The following is a 2,351-nucleotide window of genomic DNA, read 5'->3' as shown; positions in this document are numbered from 1 at the left end:
CGGCACTCACGTTTTTGACGGCGAACTTTACCAAGATCGTTCAGTGATTGAACATGCTAACGCTTGGATTGATGGCTTCAAATCACTGTTAGTGCGATTTGAGTTTTCAGTAAAAAATTGGATGAGTCCACATTTTATCGCATTCTCGGTCATTTTCCTACGAAAAATCAATCGAAAACAGATAGTTTAAACAGCTTCATTATATGAATTAACTTTTCCATTTATGATAATGGTACTATCTCTTTGTCTATAAAAAGATGTTCTCCAAACCGTAAAATTCTCTCTCATATTTTGCCAACTTGACTTTTTACATTGATATGCAATGCTAGATATCGTACTAAATCAGCTTTGTCCACCCTGCCGCCACCGGGTTGTTTCTTGTGTCGCAAGAAAGTTGCCTAACTCGTCCAAGCCTGACCAGCGGGGCGGTTAACTTGTCAACGGGAGCCGCCTAACGAGCCAAAACCAGCCTGTTACGGCACGTACCGCCTGTCGCACACGGCCCGCCGAATAAGCCCACTTTGGCCGATGCACCCAACACCTCCATGTGGTGATGGCGACGCAGGAGCCTTTACACACATGGGTGGTTGGGCTGTCAAAATTTGACTTCGGGACGAGCGTCCTGTCGCCAGGAGCCTGCCTTACCGATTTTGGGAAAGACCACGCCGAATTTTAAGAACGAAATCAACATTGACTCCACTGTCTTCAGCAATTTCCTCAATTGTAAGTTTACCCCGCTTTAAGGCTTTTATAACTGTTTCGGTTTTGACTGCCTGATTTTCGGCTTCTCTGGCTTCCTGAATTTTTCTATTCTCATTTTCAATTGCCAGCGCGTTGGCTGAAAGGGTCATTTCATAAGCCATCCGCTTCTCAGGAGTCATCGCCCGCGTGTCCAACTCTTTAATGGCCGCTTCTAACCACTCCTCACTCCAGAACTGGGGAAACTGTTTGGGTTTGGTGACTTTGTGTAAGGTCTTCATCGTATAAATCAACTTGTCAAGGTCGGTCTGCACGTTAACTAACCGCTTTTTGAATTTAGCCAATTCTATCGTAATAAACGTTGTCTGGTCGTCAATCAGTTCGCCTTTCTCGTTTTTCAGCACAGCAATGTTATGGTAATCAATAATGTGAGGAAAAATGTTGAAAGCCAGTATGCCGATGCAATAAATCTTGGGTAAGCCCTCAAATCGGTATTTACCTTTCCGAATCAACGTATTCAGACGGTAGAATGAGTAGAATTTCATTCGTTGGATGAAGTCGGGATATTTGCTCAACTGCATCTCCACGATAAACTGATTGCCTGTTTCGTCAACACAAGCAATGTCATAGACTCCGCTACGGCTGTCTTTGGTGAGGCCCGGAATTTCGCTTTCAATAAACTCAACGTGTTTTATCGCTATCGGCGACTGAATTAGCGCCTGTAACGCCCTGCGTAAAAACCGGGTGTCGGTCTCATTGCCAAAAGTAACTTTGAAACCGTAATCGGAGAGAATGGAAATAAACCGCTCATTGTCATTGTACAAGCTCATTCAGCAAAAGTAGCGAAAAATGGGCTACCTCACCGGGGCGTTTCCGCTGTCGCAGACAACTCAAAAGTGCCCCAACTTCAGCGATTCTCGTGTCGAACGAAGCCGCCCAACGAGCCCAACAGCCTGACTTCGGGACGAGCTTACTGTCGCCGGAGCGACGGCAAACACGCTTTTCTATTTGGTCCACCCAACACCCACAGGGGCTGATGGATGATAACGCTACGTCATTGAACAAACTCAACTACCAACCTTTACACCCTCATTGGGTTGGGCTGCAAACCTCACCTCGGGACGTGCTCCCTGTCACACGAAAGCCGCCCATGCAAAGTGAACACTAAGCACGGTTCCATTTTTGAAACTTACGAAAAAAGAAAATTCCAATCAGCAGGCTAATCAGGCTCCCACTAAAAAACCATAAGTATTCGGACCCTGATTGGTTACTGAATCCCAAGCCCATTTGAAGACTGATGAGTGCAGCCAATATGAACCAAATACTAAACAAAAGCATGATGTATTTACCCATGTCAAATAAAATATGCTTGCCCTGCGAGAACGTTTCATGTGTCGCCGGAAAGCGAGGCTTTGAAATTTAAACTTCACCTTGTCAGCAGAGACCCGGAAATGGAAACCAAGAATTTTCCCAACCGGGGCGTTCACCTTGTCGCACGAAACGATGAAATGGAAGCCTAGAGCTACCCTTCTGGGACGTGCGACCTGTCGCAAGGAACCCCACCTTTGACTCCCATTTTATTGACTTCACCCAACCGTTAGATTTGGGTGCTGTAACAAAACCAAGATCAGATTTTGTCGCAAAAGGCAAAA

At 45.7% G+C, this 2,351-nt stretch carries 1 protein-coding gene and 1 pseudogene; one reads left to right on the top strand and one right to left on the bottom strand.

Going from position 1 to position 2,351, the window contains the following annotated elements; genetic code table 11:
• Window positions 1–190, top strand: a pseudogene (locus BGO59_RS11055) (IS5/IS1182 family transposase); the annotation flags it as partial.
• 451 nt (window positions 191–641) lie between these two features.
• On the opposite strand, the gene BGO59_RS11050 reads toward BGO59_RS11055, so the two are convergent.
• Complete coding sequence (locus tag BGO59_RS11050) at window positions 642–1,529, bottom strand: Rpn family recombination-promoting nuclease/putative transposase (RefSeq protein ID WP_293683686.1); 888 nt, start codon at window positions 1,527–1,529, stop codon at window positions 642–644.
• Between the last annotated feature and the right edge of the window lie 822 nt (window positions 1,530–2,351).

Origin of the sequence: Spirosoma sp. 48-14 (assembly GCF_001898575.1) — a bacterium.
Lineage (GTDB): Bacteria > Bacteroidota > Bacteroidia > Cytophagales > Spirosomataceae > Spirosoma.
This window is presented reverse-complemented; position numbering and strand designations above follow the sequence as displayed.